Here is an 18,671-nt window from a genome sequence, read left to right as displayed (position 1 = left end):
ACTTCGAGCCGGCTGCCCAGCGCGGCCAGCAGCATGCCGCCGATCAGGAAGGCGAGCGTCGGCTTTTGAAACTGCGCGAGCAGCGTGTCGGCGAATTGGGTCAGAATATCCATGTGCGGTCCCCTGGGTGTGTTGGCTCCGGGGATATGCCGCATCGCGCAAAAAATAAAAAATATATGTTTTGCGTCTTTTCGTTCGCTTTAAACGAACTATCATCGGCGCACCGGCATCAACCTTTTCACGGGATCGGCCATGGACAGTCTCAATTACCATCACCTGCGCTATTTCCGCGAGGTCGCCCATGACGGCAACCTGACCCGCACGGCCGAGCGCGTGAACCTGGCGCAATCGGCGCTGTCGAGCCAGATCCGGACGCTCGAGGAGCGGCTGGGGCACCGGCTGTTCGAGCGCGCCGGGCGGCGGCTGGAGCTCACCGAGGTCGGGCGCATCGTGCTCGACCACGCCGACCGGATCTTCCGCACCGGCGAGGAGCTTGTCGCCACGCTCGACCGCACCGCAGATACGCTGCCACCGCTCCGGGTCGGCGCGCTGTCGACGCTGTCGCGGAACTTCCAGCTCAATTTCCTCCGGCCGCTGCTTGCCGCGCGGACGGTCGACGTGATCCTGAAATCGGGCAGCGCCGCGGTGTTGCTCGACGCGCTGAAATCGCTGGCGCTCGACGTGGTGCTGACCACCGAGCCGCCCTCGAGCCTCTTGGGCGGCGATTTCACCGCCCACCGCATCGCCGAGCAGTCGGTCGGCATTCACGGCACGCCCGGCCGGCTGCGCCACGCCATGCTGGCGGAACTATTGGAAAACGAGCCGCTGATCGTGCCGACCGAAAGTTCGATCCGCACCGGCTTCGAAAGCCTGGTGGCGCGGCTCGGCGTCACGCCGCGGATCGCCGCCGATGTCGACGACATGGCGATGGTGCGGCTGCTTGCGCGCGAAGACATGGGCCTCGCCATCGCGCCGGCGGTGGTGCTGGCGGATGAGATCGCCTCGGGACTGCTCGAGACGGCGGATTTCGATCTCGCCATCGTCGAGAGTTTCTACGCGGTGACGGTGCGCCGCGACTTCCCGCATCCGGTGATCGCGGATCTGATCGGCCGCTGAGGCCGCCGCGTCGCGCGGCCTACTCCTTGCAGGGCGCGGGCTCGTACATGTCGAGCTGGGCCAACTGGCCCTCGAGCACGAAGTCGCCGTAATCCATGGTCAGGTCGCGGGTGACGCCGTTTTCATAGAGCTTGAAGGCGATCGAATAGACCGGCAGGCCGTCGCCTTCGGCATTCTCCTCGAAATAGGACATCGACACCGGCCAGTAGGCGTCGTCGGCGAGGTCGCCCGCCTTCTTGGCTTCCGCATCGGTGCCTTCGGCGGTCTGCTTTGCGCCCAGGATGGTGGTGGTGATCATCGCCTTGTCGCCGTCGTCGGAACCGTCATAGATGCGCGATTCGTAGAAGCGCTCGCCGCCCTTGGCCTTGCTGATCATCTCGATCATGTGCTCGGTGGGGAAATGCGCCGCGGCGATGTCGAGCTCAAGCTTGTCGGGCTGCTCCAGCTTGACTTCCAGCCCGTCGGCATCGGCTTCCGCGGACCCGCGGATCTCGTGGTCGAGCTTCTGGTTGACGAAGGAGCGCGTGACGAAGCTGAAGGTCTGGTTGCGGATGTCCTCGAAGGTGGTGGTCTGCTGGTCGGTGACGCGCGATTCGTCGCCGGTAGCGATCTCGGTGACGAAACGGAAGCTGACGGTGTAGCCATCGCAGGCGGAACCGCCGAATTCATAGACCATGCGGCCGACCATGCCGGAAATGCCGGAGCGCTCGGAGGCGTCCTTGAGCGTGAGGTCGTAGACGGCGCGGTGGGCGGCGAGCGCCTCGCTTCCGACACGGCCGACGGCCCCCGCCCCGGCGAGCGCCGGCAAGGCTGAGGGCGCGAGCGCCAGTGCGGTCAGCGACGCGATAACAAGCATGCGCATCGGGTTTTCTCCTGTCGAATCCTTCGGCGATGTTATATGACCGGGGACAGCAAAAGCGAGGCGGAACTTCAAACAAACGCGATTTCGCCGCCGCAAGCTTAACAAAGCCGAATATGGAGCATTCTACATGACCGAGAGCGTTGAGTCCCGCCTGTCCGCCCGCAACATCACCCTGCCCCAGGCCGCGGCACCCGCCGCCAACTACGTGGCCTATGTGATCTCCGGATCGCTTCTCTACGTGTCGGGGCAACTGCCGATGGAGGGCGGCGCGCTGGCCGTCAAGGGCCTGGTCGGCCGCGATGTCGACGTCGCCGCCGCGCAACGGGCGGCGGAACTCTGCGCCATCAACATCCTGTCGCAGGCCAAGGCGGCGCTCGGCGGCGACCTCGAGCGGATCGTCCGGGTGGTCAAGCTCAACGGCTTCGTCGCCTCCGACCCGGCCTTCACCGACCAGCACCTGGTCATCAACGGCGCCTCGAACCTGATCGCCGAGCTGCTGGGCGAACGCGGCAAGCATGCCCGCGCCGCCGTCGGCATGGCCTGCCTGCCGCTCAACGCCGCCGTCGAGATCGACGCCATCATCGAGATCCGGTGACGAGACCATGAGCGAAGCCCCCAAGGATCTGAGCTGGCTCACCGCCCGCCCCATCGCCCATCGCGGCTATCACGACATGAACCGGACCATCTGGGAGAACACCAGGAGCGCGTTCGTCCGGGCGATCGAGGCCAATTACGCGATCGAATGCGACATCCATATCGCCACCGACGGCGTGCCCGTGGTGTTCCACGACGACGATCTCGAGCGGCTCTGCGGGCTCAAGGGCGACGTGCGGGAGCGGACCTCGCAGGAACTGGCGCAGCTCCGGGTCGGCGGCACCGCCGACGGCGTGATGTCGCTGCCGGCGCTGTTCAAGCTCGTCAAGGGCCGGGTGCCGCTGGTGATCGAACTCAAGGGCCGGCCGGGCGAGGACGACGGCTTCGCCGACGCGGTGGTCGAGTGCCTCGCCGACTATGACGGGCCGGTGGCGCTTATGAGCTTCGACGACCGGCTGCTGCGCGACCTCAAGGCCAGCGGCGCCACCTGCCCGCTCGGCCTGACCGCGGAAGGGGTCAAGCCCGAGACCTTCTTCGCCCATGAGGACGCCATGCAACTGGGGCTCGACTTCATTTCCTACTGCGTGCACCACCTGCCCAACGTCTTCGTCGACGGCCTGCACAGGCAGGGAATCCCGGTCATCACCTGGACGGTGCGGGACCAGCCGGCGCGGGAAATCACGCGCCTGCATGCCGACCAGATGACGTTCGAGGGCTTCGATCCGGACACCACCGCGGACGACTGACCTTGCCATTCGGCGTGGCGTTCATAGGTTGAAGGACACGGTGTCCGCGGACACGATCGAGGCGCTGGACGGGATCTCATGAAGGCTGACCAAACAGAACACACGCTGTCGACCATCGAGGGCATGGCGGCGGTCACGGCCGCGGACTGGAGCGTGCTGGGCGGCGCCGCGCGCGCTTCAGGAAGTGAATCAAGCACATCGCGAATTGAGTCAGGACCTTTCTACAACCCCTTCGTAAGTCACGCTTTTCTGTCGTCGCTCGAGGAGTCCGGATCGGTCTCGGCGGAGACCGGATGGCTGCCGCGGCACATCGTGCTCAGGGCGCCCGACGGCTCGCTCGAAGGCGCGATGCCGGCCTATATCAAGAGCCACTCGATGGGCGAATACGTGTTCGACCACGCCTGGGCGGACGCGTTCACCCGCGCCGGCGGACGCTATTATCCGAAGCTGCAGTGCTCGGCGCCGTTCACGCCCGCAACCGGTCCGCGGCTGATGGTGCGGCCCGGCCCCGGCGACACGGCGCGGCGGCGGGCGCTGGCGGCGGGCGGGCGGGCGCTGTGCACGCAGCTCGGCCTGTCCTCGGTGCACGCGACCTTCGTGCCCGAGAGCGAGATCGCGGATTTCGAGGCCGAAGGCTACCTGCACCGCACCGACCAGCAGTTCCATTTCCACAATCCCGGCTATGGCGGCTATGAGGATTTTCTCGACACGCTCGCCTCGCGCAAGCGCAAGCAACTGAGGAAGGAGCGCAAGGCGGCGCTCGAGAACGGCATCAGCATCGAATGGCTGACGGGCAGCGACCTGACCGAGGCGGTCTGGGACATCTTCTACGAATTCTACATCGACACCGGTGGGCGCAAATGGGGACGGCCCTATCTCACCCGCGCGTTCTTCTCGCTGATCGGCGAGCGCATGGCCGAGGACGTACTCCTGGTGATGGCGCGGCGCGAGGGGCGGTACGTCGCGGGCGCGATCAACTTCATCGGCGGCGACTGCCTCTATGGCCGGCACTGGGGCTGCGTCGAGGATCACCCGTTCCTGCATTTCGAGGTCTGCTACCATCAGGCGATCGATTTCGCCATCGCCAAGGGCCTGGCCCGCGTCGAGGCGGGAGCGCAGGGTGAGCACAAGCTTGCGCGCGGCTATTTGCCGGCCACCACCCATTCGGCGCATTACATCGATCATCCGGGGCTGAGGCGGGCGGTCGCCGATTATCTCGAGCGCGAGCGCCGCGACGTCGCCGAGATCGGCCGGATGCTGACCGAGCACGGCCCGTTCCGCAAGGGCGGCGGCGAGGCCGACCGGTTCGACGACTGACCTTCCCAGGAGGCCCGCGACCGGGCTTGACCCGGCGATGCGCGCGGGTACAAACAGGTCGGCCCACAACCAAGGAGATCCGCCCGATGACCGCACCCCGCTATGACAACGGCAATGTGTTTGCGAAAATCCTGCGCGGCGAACTGCCGGCCGAACGGCTCTTCGAGGACGACCACACGCTCGCGATCATGGACATCATGCCGCGCGGTGACGGCCATTGCCTGGTGATTCCCAAGGCCCCTGCCCGCAACATCCTCGATGTCGAACTCGACAGCCTGGCGGCGGTGATGGCGACGACGCAGCGACTGGCGAAGGCGGTGGTCGCCGCCTTCGACGCCGACGGCGTCACCATCCAGCAGTTCAACGAACCGGCCGGCGGCCAGGTGGTGTTTCACCTGCATATGCATGTGATCCCGCGCTTCGACGGCGTCGCCTTGAAGCCGCACACCGGCGCGATGGAGGATTCGGGCGTGCTCAAGGCCAATGCGGAGAAGATCCGCGCGGCACTCGGCTGAGCCCAGGACCCCGAGGCGGGACCTGACGCGGGCCGGCGTCAGATCCGCGCCAGCAGTTCGGCCTTCTTGGCCTGGTATTCGGCGTCGGTGAGAATGCCCTTGGCGTGAAGCCCGGCCAGACGCTCGATCTTGGCGAAAATGTCGGCTTCCTCGCCGGCGGCCGATCCGCTCGGCTGCGCCGCGTGAGGCCCTGCCGGGGCCGGTTCCGCCTGTCGCGGCTCGTCCGGGGCGGAGTTCGACGCCGCTTCGGCGGCCCGCGTGTGCGGCGCTTCCGACAGCGTGCGCGGCCGGGGCTGCGCGTCGCCCTCGCCTGCGGAGCGTTCCGGATCGATCTCGCGGAGCTGCGCAAGGTCAACCGGGCCGTGCTGCGAGGTGAAGCTCAGCGACTGGCCGCCCGACTGGCTCTGCGAAAAGCCGCCGATACGGTGATCGCCGGTGTCGTAGACCCTGACGCGGCCGTCGCCCGCATCAAGCGCGAGACGGCGGGTCTCGGGGAACCAGGCGTAGCGCATGCGGTTCTGGGCTCCGGAGGAGGCCGCGTGTCCGAGACCGCCCGGCCACCAGTGGCCGGATGACCCTCCCGACGGGCCGCCGGAGACGAACAGGCCGGAGGCGCCGCCCTCGCCGCTCGCGGACGACCGGGACTGGGTCTGGGATGGCGATCCCTGCGGCGGCCGCACCGCCGAAGACTGGCCCAGCAATTGCGCGACATCGACGCAGATCGCTTCCACCCTGGCCTTGAGCGCAGTGTTGAACATGTCGCCGACCATGGTCATGCCGCCGAGCGACCATTGTCCCATGCCGCCCAGCTCGGGATGGTTGAACTGCGCCAGCGTGCCCTGCCCGGCGATCACCGCCGTCAGCACATGCTCGACGGCGTCCAGGCTGACGCCGTGCCGGCTGGCGATCCCGGCCAGGGCCTTGCGTCCGTCTTCGGTCAATTCGGTCATGACACCTCCTCGGGTGTGGTTTCAGGCTCGATGGCGACCCGCGCCGCGGCGGATCGCCGGCATCCGGGCGGAAGGGTACAACCGCCGGGCGCGGATACAAAGGCCACGGAGAGACATTACGGGATTTTCGCCGGGACGGCACGCCCGATGGGCCGGTTTCGCCTGCGGCATTTCACACCCGGCGCGGGTGCTACCGGACAAGGTCTAGTGCGCCAGAAAGTCCGCCACCTGGCGGCTGATCTCGGGCGCCAGAATGACGCCGGGATGGGCGACGGCGAGATAGAGCCCCTCGGGATCGCGCGCGGCCGAGACCAGCGGACGCCCGTCGGCCAGCATCGGCCGCTGGCCGAGCTGGACATGGTCGACGCGCGGGTTCTCCATGCCGGGAAACAGCCGCCGCACCCGGGACAGCACGTCGCTCGCCAAGGCCGCCAGGGCCCGGTCGTCAAGATCGTCCTCCACGCCGCAGGCCGCGACCAGGTCGCCATTGCCGCGGGAGCGGATCTCGATGCCGCCGCCGTCCAGGACATGGGCGAGCCTGCCCGATTCGACGCTGAGCGTGACCAGCGCCGAGGGCGAGGTGGCGATGCCGTGATCGGGCATGAAGTCCGCCACCAGCGCGGCGCTGTGCGCCCCCGCGGCGACGATCACGCGGTCGGCGGCAAGGCTGCCTCCGGAGAGCCTGACGCCGCTGACCCGCCCACCGGTGGTTTCGAGCCCGAGCACGGTCTCGCCGAAGAGGGTTTCGGCGCCGGCCTCGCGCGCGGCGCGGGCCAGCAGGATGCAGGCATGGGCGACGTCGAGCGCCCTTTCGCGCGGGAACCGGGCGGCGAGCGCCGGCGGTTCGGCGATCATCGGTTCGAACTCGGCGATCTCGGCGGCGCCGATCAGCCGCACGACACTGCCTCTTTCTTCGTGCCCTTGCGCGTGGCCGCGGGTTTCGTCCTCGGTGGCGCCCCAGACGATGGCGCCCCGGCAGGGCGCGCAGAGGCGGCCGCCGAAATCCCGGTCGAGACGGGCATAGTCCTCGATCGCCTGAAGCCGCCGCCGGTAGTCCGGCTCGGGGACGCTGTCGTCGCCCGCCGCGCAGGTGATCCAGCCGAAGGAGGCGGCGGTGACGCCGAGCCCGGGGGCTTCGCGGGCCTCGACGAGGGTGACCCGGGCGCCGTCGCCGCTGAGGCGATGGGCGATCGAGACGCCGACGATGCCCGCGCCGATGACGATGATCCTGTGCTGGGCCATGGCTAGTTTCCCCTTGTCGCTGTTCCTGTATAGGCGATTTGCGGGTCCGGAATGTGACAGTCAGGCAATCGCGCGCCGGACCGGCCCTGCCGCCGGCCGTTCCGGGAACCGCCGGGCCGGCCTGCCTTGCTTTGGCGACAATGCCGGTCCATGAGCAAATCTCACCAGTTTTGCGAGGCCCCCATGCAGACCGCTCTCATCCTCATGACTATCCTTGGCTGTGACGACAGCGCCACGCAATGCCATTACATCGAGATGGTCGACCAGCGCTGGGCGACGATCCAGGCCTGCGACGCGAGCTCGGAAGACAAGCTCAAGCTCTATGCGAACCAGCCCTATCCGGTGGTGGTGGCGGTGTGCCAGACCCCGGAGGACACCGGCCTGGCCGAACTCGACGGCGCCAAGGCCGAACCGGCAGCGCCGGACCAGACGGCGGCCGTGGCCGACGCGCCATCCGGCGTGGAGTTGCCGAAGGCGGACATTCCCGCGCCCGCGGCCGCGCCGGAAGCCGACGCGGCCGCTGCCGCCGGGCCCGAGCCCGATGCGGGGTTCGCGTCGCGGGTGCTCGCGCGCTTCAAGCAGGCGCTGCCCGAGGCCGGCACGCTCAAGTCGCTGGTCGCCGAGCCGGTGCATGTGGTCACCGACAGCTATTCCTGGGTGGCGAAGCGCTTCGACTGACGGGCCTGGCTTGCAGCCTCGCCGTCACGGCAGCAGCAGTTGGCCGCCGACCAGCAGGCCCAGCGCGGTGACGATGCCGACCCAGATGCGCTTGCCGGCCAGGAGAAAGGCAGCGAAGCCCGCGGCGGCGGCAACCACGCGCAGCGCCACGGGCACGCCGGCCAGTTCCCCGGTCGGATAGAGAATCAGCTTGGCGATGACGGCGGCGAGCAGCGCGGTGGCGACCGCGCGCACCCAGGTGAGCGCGGCGGAATCCTGCTTGAGCCGGTTGCCGACCAGCACGCCGAGCCAGCGCCAGATGTCGGTGGCGAGCCAGCCGGCGATGGCGATGAAGACATAGGGCCACCACCAGGCCTCGAAAGTGGCGTAGCCGATCATGAGGCGGCCCTGCCCTTCCACAGCCGGTCGGCGAAGAACGCCAGCGTGCCGCCCACGACCCCGGCATAGAGGATGTCGAATTCGGGCGCGACCTGATGGAACAGCGGCCCCAGCGCCAGTCCGATCACCATGGCGATGCGGCCCGCCCGCTCGCGCGTCGAAGCCCAGATCGAGGTGAGGAAATAGACCGGGGTGAGGAAGAACAGCGCGCCGGCGAGCATGGCCGGCAGGCTCGAGACGGTGGAATAGATCACGGCCACCAAGAGGATGTTGGCGCTGGTCACGGTGATGCCGAAGCCCGCGAAGAACGCGACGCGATGCTCGCGCGGCACGTCGCGGATGCGCTCCATGGTGAAGACGTAAGCCGTGATGGCGATGAAATGCGACAGCACCAGCAGGAGCCAGGTGGGCGTCTTCGGCGTGCGGATCTCGGGAATGAGGGCGGCGACCATCGGCATCAGCCGGATCGAGGACAGCGCCACGGTGACGAAGGCCGCGGGCAGCGATGCGCCGGCGAGGATGGAGCCGACCAGCAGCACCTTGGCGGGCAGCGCCCAGATCATGCCGGTCATGAACACGGTCTGGCCCAGCGGAATGCCCGCCTCCACGGCGAAGCCGCAGAAGCCGACAAAGGCGCTCATCAGGATGATGGCAGGCAGCGAGGCGATGCCGCGCGCGCCCTTCAGGAACCAATAGGCGCCGCGCTCGGCGGACAAAGTACTCATGACACGTTGTTAGAGGCTTTGGGCGGCGGTGCAAACTGTTTTTGCCCGCCCGTGAGGCGTGCGGGCGCGCATGGCAGCCATGCAAAACCAGGACACCCCGGCGCAAACCGGGGTGTCCAAAACAGTCGTCAAGGCGCGTGAGCGCGGTCTAGGTCTTGCGCGGCACCTTCGGCACGGCGCTCGAAGGCTTCTTCGGCGCCGGCTTTTCGGCGACATCGGCGCGGGCTTCTGCCTGCTTCGGGCTTTCCGGCTCGGGCTTGCCGGGCTTGTCGGGACCCTTGCCGGCGGGCGGCTTGCGCGTGGACTTGGGCGCGACGGTCTTGACCTTGGCCTTGGCCGGCGCGCGCTCCTTGGCCGGAGACTTTTCCTTCTTCGGCTTGACCGGAATTTCCGCCGGGATCGCCTCGAGGATCAGCCCCCTGGTGCCATCGGGCTTCTCGCCGACGGTGACCTTGACGGTGCCGCCATGCTTGAGCTTGCCGAACAGAAGCTCGTTGGCGAGCTCCTTCTTGATGTGCTCCTGGATCACCCGGCCCAGCGGCCGCGCACCCATGCGTTCGTCATAGCCCTTGTCGGCCAGCCAGGCGATGGCGTCCTCCCCGAGATCGAAGGTGACGTTGCGCTCGGCGAGCTGCGCCTCGAGCTGCATGACGAATTTCTGCACCACCATGTGGATGACCTGCGTGGGCAGGCTGCCGAACGGAATGATGGCGTCGAGACGGTTGCGGAACTCCGGCGTGAACAGCCGGTTGATCGCCTCCATGTCGTCGCCTTCGCGCTTGGACGAGCCGAAGCCGATGGCGGCCTTGGCAGCGTCGGCGGCGCCGGCATTGGTGGTCATGATCAGGATCACGTTGCGGAAGTCGATCTTCTTGCCGTTGTGATCGGTGAGCGAGCCGTGATCCATGACCTGCAGCAGGATGTTGAACAGGTCAGGATGTGCCTTCTCGATCTCGTCGAGCAACAGCACGCAATAGGGATGCTGGTCGACGCCGTCGGTCAGAAGACCGCCCTGGTCGAAGCCGACATAGCCCGGAGGCGCGCCGATGAGGCGCGAAACCGTGTGCCGCTCCATGTATTCGGACATGTCGAAGCGCAGCAGTTCGACGCCCAAGGATGCGGCGAGCTGCTTGGCGACTTCGGTCTTGCCGACGCCGGTGGGACCGGAGAACAGATAGGAGCCGATCGGCTTGTCGGGTTCGCGCAGGCCGGCGCGCGCCAGACGGATCGCTGCGGTGAGCGCGTCAATCGCCGTGTCCTGGCCGTAGACCACCGAGCGCAGTTCCTTGTCGAGATTGGCGAGAACGGTCTCGTCATCCTTCGACACGGTCTTGGCCGGGATCCGCGCCATGGTGGCGATGGTGTTCTCGATCTCGACGTCGGTCAGGATCTTCTTGCGGTCCTTCTCGGGCAGCAGCATCTGCGCGGCACCCGATTCGTCGATTACGTCGATCGCCTTGTCGGGCAGCTTGCGGTCGGTGATGTAGCGCGCCGAGAGTTCGACGGCCGCCTTGATCGCCGCGTCGGTGTAGCCGACCTTGTGATACTCCTCGAAATAGGGCTTGAGGCCCTTGAGGATCTCGATCGCGTCGGGGATCGTCGGCTCGGCGACGTCGATCTTCTGGAAGCGGCGCACCAGCGCCCGGTCCTTCTCGAAGAACTGCCGGTATTCCTTGTAGGTGGTCGAGCCGATGCAGCGGATCGCGCCGGACGACAAGGCAGGCTTGAGCAGGTTCGAGGCGTCCATCGCCCCGCCCGAGGTGGCGCCGGCACCGATCACGGTGTGGATCTCGTCGATGAAGAGGACGGCGCCCGGCAGGTCCTCGAGTTCCTTGACCACCTGCTTGAGGCGCTCCTCGAAATCGCCGCGGTAACGCGTGCCCGCCAGCAGCGAGCCCATGTCGAGCGAATAGATCACCGCGTCGGCCAGCACGTCGGGCACGTCGCCCTCGACGATGCGCTTGGCCAGGCCCTCGGCGATGGCGGTCTTGCCCACGCCGGGGTCGCCCACATAGAGAGGGTTGTTCTTGGACCTCCGGCACAGGATCTGGATGGTCCGGTTGACCTCCTCGATGCGGCCGATCAGCGGATCGATGCGGCCGGTCTTGGCCTTCTCGTTGAGATTGACGCAATAGGCGCTGAGCGCGTCCTGGCCCTTCTTCTTGCCGCCCTCCTCGATGGTCGAATCGGGCTTGGCGGAATCGGGTTCGGGCTCCTCGGCGCCGCGCACGGGCCGGGCTTCCTCGGCGCCGGGGCGCTTGGCGATGCCGTGGGAGATGAAATTGACCGCGTCATACCGGGTCATCTCCTGCTCCTGCAGGAAATAGGCGGCATGGCTCTCGCGCTCGGCGAAGATCGCCACGAGCACGTTGGCGCCGGTGACTTCCTCGCGGCCCGACGACTGGACATGGATGACGGCGCGCTGGATGACGCGCTGGAAGCCGGATGTGGGCTTGGAATCCTCGTCATAGCCGGTGATCAGATTGCCGAGTTCCTTGTCGACATAATCGCTGACGGTGCGGCGCAACTGCTCAAGATCGACATTGCAGGCGCCCATGACGGCGGCGGCGTCGGGATCCTCGATCAGGGCCAGCAACAGATGCTCGAGCGTGGCATATTCGTGATGCCGCTCGTTGGCATAGGTCAATGCCTGATGGATTGCCTTTTCGAGGCTGTGTGAAAAGCTAGGCACGTTCAGGTCCTCATTTCTTTTCCATCACGCATTGCAGCGGATGATGATTTTCGCGGGCGAAATCCATGACCTGGGTCACTTTGGTTTCAGCCACCTCGTAAGTGAATACTCCGCACTCGCCGACCCCGTGATTGTGTACATGCAGCATGATCCGGGTGGCCTGCTCCCGGTCCTTCTGGAAAAAACGCTCAAGCACATGAATCACAAACTCCATCGGGGTGTAGTCGTCATTCAGCAGAAGCACCCGGTAAAGGCTCGGCTTCTTCACCTGCGGCTTGGTCCGTGTAATGACGGAGGTTCCCCTGTCGGGGCCGCCATCTCCGGTCTTCTTGTCCGCCTGTAAGCGTGTCCGGTTCGCGCTGTCGTTCACTCTGGCCACTTCCTGTCATTCCAAACCGGAGCGTCGCATATCGAAGCGCCGGAGATTGTCCTTAACTTAGTCTTTCCTGAGGGAATTTTAAGCCCCCTTGTTGCGCTAGGAAAGAGATTTCGTCGCCTGACCGCGAACATGAAAAACCCGGCCACACCACTGTGAGGCCGGGTTGATATCATTTCAGTCCTGCGCCGCGCTGGAGCGGCGGCGCCTCAGAGTCAGGCAGAAACCTTGGCGGCAGCCGCTTCGAAGGGCTTGTAGGCCTCCTTGGCGAGATCGGCGTAGAGTTCGCCCATCTTGGTTGCCTGGGCAACGAAGGTTTCGTAGGCCGACTTGGCGTAGTCGGTCTGAATTTCGATGGCCTTGTCGAGGCTCTTGGCCGAAGCCAGCTTCTCGGCGACGGCAGCGCCGTCCTCGTAGGACTTCTTGGAATATTCGGTGGTTTCGGCGGCGATGCGCTGGAAACCCTTGGTCATCGACGAAACCGTGGTCAGCATGCTGTCCATGGCTTCCTTGCTCATCTTAGAAGTGCTGTCAAAGTTCATCATGTCGCATATCCTAGCGTTCGAGGAGGTGATGGAGCCAATTTAGGTGCAGTGCACAAGATTGTCAAGATTTTTTGTGCAACGCACCAATATGGGCCAGCGACAGAGCGCGCGGAGGGGCCAGATTGGCACAGACCTTACCGAAACCGGACAGGTTTTGGGGATCACTGCGGAAAGGAATGGTTCATTATAAACGGATTGGTAAGGACGTGTGTCTAGGATCCGACACAATGGCTGTTCATGGAGGGCGACAGTCAGACACCCTTTCTTACCCGCCTGATCATGAGTGAGTTGTCGTGTTCCAGCGTATACCAAGTCAAATTTCCCGTCTCGCCGCCGTTCCTTCCTTCGCGTTCCGCCTGGCTGCCCTCATCGGCATTGCCATGGCACTGGGAAGCGCGCCGGCTGCGGCGAACCCGAAATATTCCGGCATCGTCATCGACGCCAAGACCGGAAAGACGCTGTACGCCAATGACGCGGACGCACCGCGCTATCCGGCGTCGCTCACCAAGATGATGACGCTCTACCTGACTTTCGAGGCGCTCGAGCGCGGCAAGATCAGGCTCGACACGCGCATCAAGTTCTCGGCCAACGCCGCCAAGGAGCCGCCGACCAAGCTCGGCGTGGGCGTCGGCAAGTCGATCACGGTCGAGCAGGTGATCTATGCGCTGGTGACGAAATCGGCCAATGACGCCTCCACCGCGATCGCCGAACATCTGGGCGGCTCGGAATCCAAATTCGCCAGCATGATGACCGCCAAGGCGCGCGCGCTCGGCATGTCGAAGACCACGTTCCGCAACGCCCACGGCCTGCCGAATTCCGGCCAGGTGACCACGGCCCGGGACATGGCCAAGCTCGGCATTGCGCTGCGCGAGCATTTTCCGCGCCAGTACAAGTATTTCTCCACCCGCTCGTTCAAGTTCGGCGGCAGCAACATGGCCAACCACAACCGCCTGCTGGGCGTCGTGCGCGGCGTCGACGGCATCAAGACCGGCTACACCCGCGCCTCCGGGTTCAACCTGGTCTCCTCGGTGGTGGACCGCGACCGCTCGATCGTCGCCGTCGTTATGGGCGGCCGCACCGGCGCCAGCCGCAACGCGCAGATGAAGGACCTGATCTCGCGCTATCTGCTCAAGGCCTCGACCCGCGGCGGCGGCAACCTGATCGCCCGCGGCGCCATGGCCAACATGGAAGTCGCTTCCGCAGCGGCCCCCATGGAAGCCGCCTCCGCCGCGTTCCAGCTACCCAAGGTCGGCCCGGTTCCGGAGCTTCGCCACGACGGCGACGCACGGATTGCGCTCGCCTATGCCGCGCCCACCCCGGCCCCGGTGGTCGGCCGCGAGGCGCTCGCCAAGTCGTTGCAGGCGCAGAAGATGGCGATTCCGGTTCCGACCCCCGCCCCTGTGCTGGTGCCGCCGATGCCGGTGGAGACCGCCAGCGCCGACGCCATCGACCCGGTGACGACCGCCTCGACGGCCGCCATGAGCGGCTGGATGATCCAGATCGGCGCCATGCCCGACCAGAACGAGGCGTTGAAGCTGCTGGCGCGCGCCCAGGACCAGGGCGGCAAGGCGCTGCGGGGCGCCGAGCCCTTCACCATGGCCTATGCCAAGAACAACGAGCAGCTCTACCGCGCCCGTTTCGGCGGCTTTGACGGCCAGTCTTCGGCCGCCAGCGCCTGCAAGGCGCTCGAAAGGAAAGGCTTCGCCTGCTGGGCGACCGCCAACTGATCCCGCGGCGTTTGTTTAACGCCGCGGCCGGAACTCCCAATTCCGGAGACATCCACGTTTTTGTATTGCGTATCGGGGAAATCAGTCATGTCGACTCAAGAGAACAGTTTTGGCCTCGTTGATGCGGCCGGCAAGAAACGTCGAGCCACCCGCATCGGGATGCATCCGCTTCATGAGGCGGCGATGCGCCTCGCGGATCTCGGCTTCACTCGCCCCCGCAGCAAGACCAAGGATCTCGTAGGCCTCCTGCTGTGTCATGGCGCCCGAGCCTGGCGCAGCGCCCAGCCCCGCGCCTCCATCCGTCTGCGCGCCGGCACGCCAGTCGGCTATGCGGCGGTCAAGATACGCCTCCAGTAGGGCAAGGCTTTCCGGGTCGCCCGACAGTTCGGAATGCAGCCGCAACAGATCCGGCTCGTCCAGCGCGTCGAGTTCGCGGCCCTCGAAGCTGCCGGCCAGCACCAGGCCGTTCATGGCGCCGGTGTCGAGATCGAGCTCCATTTCCAGCGCCGCCGAGCGGACATGCGACCGGCCTCCGGGCTGGCGCGTCGCCCGCGAGGCGCTGCGGGCGCGGCTGAACAGCATCGCCGCAAAGGCGAGCAGCGGCAGGCCGAGGCTGGCGCGGCCGACGAGCATCAGCGTGAGCCCCAGCCCGGCCATAGCCGCCGGCAGGCCATAACGCAGTGCGCTGGCGAGCGCCGCAGGCTTGACGCTCAGCAGACCGGCGAGCACCGCCACCAGGATCAGCAGGCCGCCGAAAAAGACCGCGATCGCGCTCATGGCTGTGGAGTTCCCCTGCCGCCGGATCGACCTGCCCCGCCCGGCCTGCCCGGACCCAGTTGCTCGAGCAGCAGCCGCGCCGCAGATCCGCCGGCGCTTTCGAGCGCCTTGCGTCCGCCGGTGGCGTAGGTCGCGACCGCGCGCAGCAATGCGGCGAGTTCGGCCGCCGCATTCTGGTCGAAACGGACATAGGCGCCGCCGGTGACGCGGGCGATTTCGCGAAAGCCGGCGGCAGCGGCGGGATCGTGGCCTTCATGGAACATGAAGCAGGGCACCTTGCGCAGCGCCAGCTCGCCCGCCGTCACCGCCAGCGTGTCGATCTCCTCTTCCATCGCGTCGCCGATATAGACCAGCGCGCTCACCGGCCGCGACTTCGCCTCGTCGGCGACATGGCGCAGCACCCGACCGATCTGGGTCTGGCCGCCGCGGCAGTCGATCCGGCTCATCAGGTTGGCGAGCGCGGTGGTGTCACTGACCCAGCGCGAGGCGCGGCATTCGCCCAGGCCGCGGAAATAGACCAGTTGCACCTGCAGGTCCGCGGCCTTGCCGACCGCGTCGAACATCTCCGCCTGCAGCCTGCAGGCGCTGTCCCAGGTCGGCTGCCGGCTCATGGTGGCGTCGAGCGCGAAGGCGAGACGGCCCGATCCGGAAGCCCCCGGCGCCAGCGACTTGGCGGCGTTGAGGAAGGCGGCGATCTCGGAGCCCGAGGACGCGGGCGCGCTGTCGGGAACGGCGTCGCCGCCACGCCGTGTCATCGCCTTGTCGGATCCGGTCTTGTCTCTGGCCATGATGGACGTGTTTTACCCTCGGTGTGAAGTTTTCGCCACTGCGACCGCCTGTCCGCGGGCCATTCTCCCGGAATTGCGCGGTCGGTGGCGGCATCTGTGTTCAATGTGGCGTTTTGCGCAGCGAACACAAGGGTCGGGCGGCCGGGCGCCCTACAGCAGGCCGAGGCCCGCCAGTTCGCGCTTGAGTTCGGCAGGCAGATCGCCATCCTCGCCGGAGCCGCCGAGATCGCGCGGCGCATCGTCGGGATCGAGATAGCGCCAGCCCTGGAACGGGCGGCGCGGCGCCCAGGAGGTCTCGTGCAGCACCGGTTCGAGCACGAGATTGCAGCGGGAAATGCCCTCGGCGTCGGTGAACGGGCGGATGTCGAGGAGGCGCTGCCGGGCCTGGATATTGCCCTTGATGACCCAGAAGAGCGAGCCGCCATCGACCAGGTCCGCGGCACGCTTGGGCAGCATGCGGGTGGTGTGGAACTGTTCGAGCGTCTGCCCGGCGGCCTTCATCGCCGCCAGACGGAGGTCGATCCAGCGCTGCAGGTCTTCGATGCTTTCCGCGCCGACGCACAATTTGAGAAGGTGAAGGGCCATTGCCGGGTATTTCGGGCGCTGACGCGCCGGGGTCAAGCCGGCAGGGGGCGAATCCGGGCGCCGTCCACAGTCTCGGCCCCCTTCCGGAGGCTCAGCATTCGACCACGTTGACGGCGAGACCGCCGGTGGAGGTCTCCTTGTAGCGCTCGTTCATGTCGAGCCCGGTCTGGCGCATGGTCTCGATGCAGGCGTCGAGCGGCACGAAATGGGTGCCGTCGCCCTTCATGGCGAGCGACGCGGCAGTCACCGCCTTGACCGCGCCCAAGGCGTTCCGCTCGATGCAGGGCACCTGCACCAGGCCGCCGACCGGGTCGCAGGTCATGCCGAGATGGTGCTCGAGCGCGATTTCGGCGGCGTTCTCGATCTGCTCGGGCGTGCCGCCCATGACGGCGGCGAGGCCCGCGGCCGACATCGCCGCGGCGGAGCCCACCTCGCCCTGGCAGCCAACCTCGGCGCCCGAGATCGAGGCGTTGTGCTTGATGATGCCGCCCACGGCGGCGGCCGTCAGCAGATAGTCGCGCACCGACTCCTGATCGGCGCCGTCGTGGAACTGCAGCACGTAGCGGATGGTGGCCGGGATCACGCCGGCGGCGCCGTTGGTGGGCGCGGTGACGACGCGGCCGCCGGAGGCGTTTTCCTCGTTGACGGCCATGGCGTAGACGCTCAGCCAGTCATTGGCGAGCAGCGGATTGCGCCGGTTCTGCCGCCATTCCTCCTGCAGCTTGTCGTGCAGGATGCGGGCGCGGCGGCGCACCTTGAGGCCGCCCGGCATGATGCCCTCGCCGCCCAGGCCGCGGTCGATGCAGCCGCTCATGGCGCTCCAGATCCGGTCCAGCCCCGCGTCGAGCTCCTCGCGGCTCATGTGGCTTTCCTCGTTGGCGCGCTTCATCTGCGCGATCGACAGGCCCGAGCGCGCCGCCATCTCGAGCATCTGCCTGGCGTTGCGGAAGGGATAGGGCACGGTCTTGTCGACGCTCGCCGACTTGGCGTGCTTCATCGCCTCGAGCTCGGTGTCGGAGACGACGAAGCCGCCGCCGACGGAATAGTAGATCCGGCGCAGCAGCATGGCGCCGTCGCGGTCGAAGGCTGTGAAGGTCATGCCGTTGGCGTGGCCGGGCAAGGGCTGCTTCTTGTCGAAGACCAGATCCGTCTTCGGATCGAACTCATAATCGGGATGGCCGGGCGGGCTGATCCTGCGGCTCGCCTCGACGCCGGCGATGATGCCGTCCATCCGGTCGGGATCGACCTGGTCGGGCCGTTCGCCGGTGAGGCCCAGCACCACCGCCCTGCCCGTGCCGTGGCCGATGCCGGTAAACGCCAGCGAGCCGTGCAGGCTGACCTTGATGCGCCTGACCCGGGCGCCCGCCGGCCGCGGCCAGTCGGGTCCGGCGATCTCGTCGAGAAAGCGCACCGCCGCCGACATCGGCCCCATGGTGTGGGAACTCGACGGGCCGACGCCGATCTTGAAGACATCAAAGACTGAGAGGAACATGGGGGGCGGCTTCTCCGGTGAAGATGACAGCTTACATGGGCCAGCGCCGCAAGGACGTCAATTTCCCGACCTGTCGTGCCGCGCCAGCGACAGAAGCGAAGCCGCCGCCATCGCGCCGGGCGGACAAAGAAAAGCAGCGCCGACCGGGTGGGTCAGGCGCTGCCTTGTCTCATGCTTTGGTCGCTCAGATGCCGCCGAAAAGGTAGGCCAGTGCGAGAATTCCCGAAAAACCGATGACTGCGCGGGCGGTGATGCCCCAGCACGATTTCTGTACGGTGTCTTCCATGGTGACTCCGGTTATTGTGGTCATTTCAGGCCGCGTAATCCCTGGGGATTCGCTCAGCGCAGAGGCGGCTGTTTAACGAAACGGTAATCTTTTCGCAACTGCAAAAACGGCAAATCTGTGGTCAAACTTTCACACCAGGCATTCGCTCTCCGCATGGCTTGGTGTCAAATCAAGGACTTGCCTGTCTATCCTCGAATCGGTCCCGGGCCGGACATCCACAATTCGACCACAGGTGTTGAAAAATGATTAGCCGGGCGGTTCCGCGGAAGGCTTTGCCAAG

At 66.5% G+C, this 18,671-nt stretch carries 20 protein-coding genes; 8 read left to right on the top strand and 12 right to left on the bottom strand.

Annotated features, from left to right (window positions below):
• The first annotated feature begins 252 nt into the window (after positions 1-252).
• Positions 253-1,116, top strand: coding sequence for a LysR family transcriptional regulator (locus LL06_RS14980; protein ID WP_035528428.1), 864 nt, complete (start codon positions 253-255; stop codon positions 1,114-1,116).
• A 19-nt stretch (positions 1,117-1,135) separates the two neighbouring features.
• Here LL06_RS14980 and LL06_RS14975 read toward each other — a convergent pair whose 3' ends face one another.
• Positions 1,136-1,978, bottom strand: a complete 843-nt coding sequence (locus tag LL06_RS14975) for a cell envelope integrity EipB family protein (RefSeq protein ID WP_081963988.1) — start codon at positions 1,976-1,978, stop codon at positions 1,136-1,138.
• Between the two features lie 127 nt (positions 1,979-2,105).
• Here LL06_RS14975 and LL06_RS14970 point away from each other — a divergent pair, with 127 nt between their 5' ends.
• The 4 genes from LL06_RS14970 (at position 2,106) to LL06_RS14955 (ending at position 5,150) form a co-directional block, all read left to right on the top strand.
• Positions 2,106-2,573 (top strand): RidA family protein, encoded by a 468-nt coding sequence (locus LL06_RS14970; RefSeq protein ID WP_035528426.1) that lies wholly within the window; start codon positions 2,106-2,108, stop codon positions 2,571-2,573.
• 7 nt (positions 2,574-2,580) lie between these two features.
• On the top strand, positions 2,581-3,318 hold the full coding sequence (locus LL06_RS14965) for a glycerophosphodiester phosphodiesterase (RefSeq protein WP_035528422.1): 738 nt from the start codon (positions 2,581-2,583) through the stop codon (positions 3,316-3,318).
• A gap of 78 nt (positions 3,319-3,396) precedes the next feature.
• Positions 3,397-4,635, top strand: coding sequence for a GNAT family N-acetyltransferase (locus LL06_RS14960; protein ID WP_244447144.1), 1,239 nt, complete (start codon positions 3,397-3,399; stop codon positions 4,633-4,635).
• 86 nt (positions 4,636-4,721) lie between these two features.
• Positions 4,722-5,150: an HIT family protein gene (locus LL06_RS14955; RefSeq protein WP_035528421.1), complete on the top strand. Its 429-nt coding sequence runs from the start codon at positions 4,722-4,724 to the stop codon at positions 5,148-5,150.
• Positions 5,151-5,188: 38 nt separating this feature from the next.
• Here LL06_RS14955 and LL06_RS14950 read toward each other — a convergent pair whose 3' ends face one another.
• A complete protein-coding gene (locus tag LL06_RS14950) occupies positions 5,189-6,100 on the bottom strand; it encodes an SHOCT domain-containing protein (RefSeq protein ID WP_035528419.1) in 912 nt (303 codons plus the stop codon).
• Between the two features lie 204 nt (positions 6,101-6,304).
• Positions 6,305-7,342 (bottom strand): FAD-dependent oxidoreductase, encoded by a 1,038-nt coding sequence (locus tag LL06_RS14945; RefSeq protein WP_035528417.1) that lies wholly within the window; start codon positions 7,340-7,342, stop codon positions 6,305-6,307.
• A gap of 183 nt (positions 7,343-7,525) precedes the next feature.
• Here LL06_RS14945 and LL06_RS14940 point away from each other — a divergent pair, with 183 nt between their 5' ends.
• Positions 7,526-8,020 carry a hypothetical protein gene (locus LL06_RS14940; RefSeq protein ID WP_035528415.1) on the top strand — a complete coding sequence of 165 codons (495 nt, stop codon included), beginning with the start codon at positions 7,526-7,528 and terminating at the stop codon, positions 8,018-8,020.
• A 24-nt stretch (positions 8,021-8,044) separates the two neighbouring features.
• Here LL06_RS14940 and LL06_RS14935 read toward each other — a convergent pair whose 3' ends face one another.
• The 5 genes from LL06_RS14935 to LL06_RS14915 form a co-directional block, all read right to left on the bottom strand.
• The gene (locus tag LL06_RS14935) at positions 8,045-8,398 is read right to left on the bottom strand and encodes an AzlD domain-containing protein (protein ID WP_035528413.1); all 354 of its coding nucleotides are present in this window, start codon (positions 8,396-8,398) and stop codon (positions 8,045-8,047) included.
• Complete coding sequence (locus LL06_RS14930; RefSeq protein ID WP_035528411.1) at positions 8,395-9,123, bottom strand: AzlC family ABC transporter permease; 729 nt, start codon at positions 9,121-9,123, stop codon at positions 8,395-8,397. The genes LL06_RS14935 and LL06_RS14930 overlap by 4 nt, the downstream gene beginning before the upstream one ends.
• Positions 9,124-9,271: 148 nt before the next feature.
• Positions 9,272-11,815: an ATP-dependent Clp protease ATP-binding subunit ClpA gene (clpA, locus tag LL06_RS14925; protein ID WP_035528408.1), complete on the bottom strand. Its 2,544-nt coding sequence runs from the start codon at positions 11,813-11,815 to the stop codon at positions 9,272-9,274.
• Between the two features lie 10 nt (positions 11,816-11,825).
• Positions 11,826-12,185, bottom strand: a complete 360-nt coding sequence (gene clpS, locus LL06_RS14920) for an ATP-dependent Clp protease adapter ClpS (protein WP_035528449.1) — start codon at positions 12,183-12,185, stop codon at positions 11,826-11,828.
• A 221-nt stretch (positions 12,186-12,406) separates the two neighbouring features.
• Positions 12,407-12,736, bottom strand: coding sequence for a phasin family protein (locus tag LL06_RS14915; protein WP_035528406.1), 330 nt, complete (start codon positions 12,734-12,736; stop codon positions 12,407-12,409).
• Between the two features lie 380 nt (positions 12,737-13,116).
• On the opposite strand from LL06_RS14915, the gene LL06_RS14910 reads away from it, so the two are divergent.
• Positions 13,117-14,463 carry a serine hydrolase gene (locus LL06_RS14910; RefSeq protein ID WP_035528402.1) on the top strand — a complete coding sequence of 449 codons (1,347 nt, stop codon included), beginning with the start codon at positions 13,117-13,119 and terminating at the stop codon, positions 14,461-14,463.
• Between the two features lie 81 nt (positions 14,464-14,544).
• Here the strand turns inward: LL06_RS14910 and LL06_RS28265 are convergent, their stop codons facing one another.
• Positions 14,545-14,661, bottom strand: a complete 117-nt coding sequence (locus LL06_RS28265) for a hypothetical protein (RefSeq protein ID WP_244447148.1) — start codon at positions 14,659-14,661, stop codon at positions 14,545-14,547.
• Between LL06_RS28265 and LL06_RS28260 the strand changes: the two genes are divergently transcribed.
• Positions 14,617-14,820 (top strand): hypothetical protein, encoded by a 204-nt coding sequence (locus LL06_RS28260; RefSeq protein ID WP_244447147.1) that lies wholly within the window; start codon positions 14,617-14,619, stop codon positions 14,818-14,820. The genes LL06_RS28265 and LL06_RS28260 overlap by 45 nt on opposite strands.
• Before the next feature lie 416 nt (positions 14,821-15,236).
• On the opposite strand, the gene LL06_RS14900 is transcribed toward LL06_RS28260, so the two are convergent.
• The 3 genes from LL06_RS14900 to LL06_RS14890 all read right to left on the bottom strand — a co-directional run bounded on the left by LL06_RS14900 (position 15,237) and on the right by LL06_RS14890 (position 18,105).
• On the bottom strand, positions 15,237-16,028 hold the full coding sequence (locus tag LL06_RS14900; RefSeq protein ID WP_052161597.1) for a hypothetical protein: 792 nt from the start codon (positions 16,026-16,028) through the stop codon (positions 15,237-15,239).
• Between the two features lie 150 nt (positions 16,029-16,178).
• Entirely contained in the window at positions 16,179-16,613 is a 435-nt protein-coding gene (locus LL06_RS14895; protein WP_035528396.1) for a DUF1489 family protein, read from the bottom strand.
• Positions 16,614-16,704: 91 nt separating this feature from the next.
• Entirely contained in the window at positions 16,705-18,105 is a 1,401-nt protein-coding gene (locus LL06_RS14890) for an L-serine ammonia-lyase (protein WP_035528393.1), read from the bottom strand.
• Between the last annotated feature and the right edge of the window lie 566 nt (positions 18,106-18,671).

The organism is Hoeflea sp. BAL378 (assembly GCF_000759435.1).
In the GTDB taxonomy this organism is placed as follows: Bacteria; Pseudomonadota; Alphaproteobacteria; order Rhizobiales; family Rhizobiaceae; genus Hoeflea.
This window is presented reverse-complemented; position numbering and strand designations above follow the sequence as displayed.

Excerpts from the sequence above, each read along its gene's own strand:
- LL06_RS14930 (WP_035528411.1), bottom strand. The coding sequence starts at position 9,123 with ATGAGTACTTTGTCCGCCGAGCGCGGCGCCTATTGGTTCCTGAAGGGC.
- LL06_RS14890 (WP_035528393.1), bottom strand. The coding sequence starts at position 18,105 with ATGTTCCTCTCAGTCTTTGATGTCTTCAAGATCGGCGTCGGCCCGTCG.
- LL06_RS14935 (WP_035528413.1), bottom strand. The coding sequence starts at position 8,398 with ATGATCGGCTACGCCACTTTCGAGGCCTGGTGGTGGCCCTATGTCTTC.
- LL06_RS14975 (WP_081963988.1), bottom strand. The coding sequence starts at position 1,978 with ATGCGCATGCTTGTTATCGCGTCGCTGACCGCACTGGCGCTCGCGCCC.
- LL06_RS14945 (WP_035528417.1), bottom strand. The coding sequence starts at position 7,342 with ATGGCCCAGCACAGGATCATCGTCATCGGCGCGGGCATCGTCGGCGTC.
- LL06_RS14965 (WP_035528422.1), top strand. The coding sequence starts at position 2,581 with ATGAGCGAAGCCCCCAAGGATCTGAGCTGGCTCACCGCCCGCCCCATC.
- LL06_RS14955 (WP_035528421.1), top strand. The coding sequence starts at position 4,722 with ATGACCGCACCCCGCTATGACAACGGCAATGTGTTTGCGAAAATCCTG.
- LL06_RS14940 (WP_035528415.1), top strand. The coding sequence starts at position 7,526 with ATGCAGACCGCTCTCATCCTCATGACTATCCTTGGCTGTGACGACAGC.
- LL06_RS14915 (WP_035528406.1), bottom strand. The coding sequence starts at position 12,736 with ATGATGAACTTTGACAGCACTTCTAAGATGAGCAAGGAAGCCATGGAC.
- LL06_RS14900 (WP_052161597.1), bottom strand. The coding sequence starts at position 16,028 with ATGGCCAGAGACAAGACCGGATCCGACAAGGCGATGACACGGCGTGGC.
- LL06_RS14980 (WP_035528428.1), top strand. The coding sequence starts at position 253 with ATGGACAGTCTCAATTACCATCACCTGCGCTATTTCCGCGAGGTCGCC.
- LL06_RS14960 (WP_244447144.1), top strand. The coding sequence starts at position 3,397 with ATGAAGGCTGACCAAACAGAACACACGCTGTCGACCATCGAGGGCATG.
- LL06_RS14895 (WP_035528396.1), bottom strand. The coding sequence starts at position 16,613 with ATGGCCCTTCACCTTCTCAAATTGTGCGTCGGCGCGGAAAGCATCGAA.
- LL06_RS14910 (WP_035528402.1), top strand. The coding sequence starts at position 13,117 with ATGGCACTGGGAAGCGCGCCGGCTGCGGCGAACCCGAAATATTCCGGC.
- LL06_RS14970 (WP_035528426.1), top strand. The coding sequence starts at position 2,106 with ATGACCGAGAGCGTTGAGTCCCGCCTGTCCGCCCGCAACATCACCCTG.
- LL06_RS14950 (WP_035528419.1), bottom strand. The coding sequence starts at position 6,100 with ATGACCGAATTGACCGAAGACGGACGCAAGGCCCTGGCCGGGATCGCC.